This is a genomic window from Mycobacterium sp. (genome assembly GCF_008709575.1).
Lineage (GTDB): Bacteria > Actinomycetota > Actinomycetes > Mycobacteriales > Mycobacteriaceae > Mycobacterium.
The window spans coordinates 1-1,284 of the sequence record NZ_VYIK01000169.1; the positions used below are offsets into that span (position 1 = coordinate 1).

The 1,284-nt window shown below is 67.8% G+C and carries 1 protein-coding gene; it reads left to right on the forward strand.

What is annotated here, in order from left to right; genetic code table 11:
* Window positions 1-22: 22 nt before the first annotated feature.
* On the forward strand, window positions 23-1,284 hold a 1,262-nt coding region (locus F6Q13_RS17595), incomplete at its 3' end, for an IS1380 family transposase (protein ID WP_293059292.1).

Sequence of the window (1,284 nt, forward strand, 5' to 3'; positions counted from 1 at the left end):
CATCGCCCGGCGGCGGCGCAAGGTGGCGGCGGGGCACGCGCGGGCGGGGTGCTGGGGCGCGCAGCCCAGGCCGATGCTGAACTCGGGCGCGGTGCATTACGAAGTTGGCGCCAACATCGACGCCACCGCCTTCGGCGGGATCGCCGCGGTGCATCGGCTGGTCACCCGGCTGGGGCTGGTTGAGCGCATCGACGAGGACTTGCGGTTGCTCAAGGTGCACCTGCCTTATCACGAGTCCGACCACGTGCTGAACCTGGCCTACAACGTGGCCTGCGGCGGCACCCGGCTCGAAGACATCGAACGGCTGCGTCACGACAGCGCCTACATGAACGCCCTGGGTGCGGACCTGATCCCGGACCCAACCACGGCCGGTGATTTTTGCCGCCGGTTCAGCGAGGCCGACGTGGCCACGTTGATGGAGGCGATCAACGCGGTGCGCCCGCAGCTATGGGCGGGCCGGGGCCGCGAGCTGCTGGGCCCGATCGCCTACCTCGACGTTGATGGCACCATCGCCCCCACCTGCGGCGAGCACAAGGCGGGAATGGACATGTCGTATAAGGGCATCTGGGGATATGCCCCGCTGATCGTGTCGCTGGCCAACACCAGGGAGGTGCTGTATCTGGTCAACCGGCCCGGCAACGCGCCCAGCCACGCCGGCGCGGCGGCCTGGATCGACAAGGCGATCGACCTGGTCGCCCCGCATGTCGAGCGGGTGTGCCTGCGCGGGGACACCGACTTCTCGTTGACCGCGCACTTCGACCGATGGGCCGCCCGGGTCGATTTCCTGTTGGGCATGGACGCCAACACCGCACTGCGCTGCCGCGCCGAAGCGCTCGACGAGGCCTGCTGGACCCCCTTGCAGCGACCCGAGCCCGCACCGCCGCGCAGCGGGCAGCGGCGCCGGCGCGAACCTAACCACAAGCGGCGTATCGTCACCGAACGCGGCTATGTCAACCTGCAGCTTAACTGCGAGCACGTGGCCGAGTTCAGCTACCAGCCCGGCAAATGCCGCCGCCCCTACCGGGTGATCGCGCTGCGCAAAAACATCAGCAAGTCCCGTGGCGAGGCGGCCCTCATCGACGAAATCCGCTACTTCTTCTACATCACCACCCGCACCGACCTGAGCGCCGCCGAGGTCGTGGCCTGCGCCAACGACCGCTGCGACCAGGAAAACGTCATCGAGCAGCTCAAAAACGGGGTCAACGCGCTGCGGGTGCCGCTTTATGACCTGGTGTCCAACTGGGCCTACATGGTCATCGCCGCCCTGGCCTGGAACATCAAGTC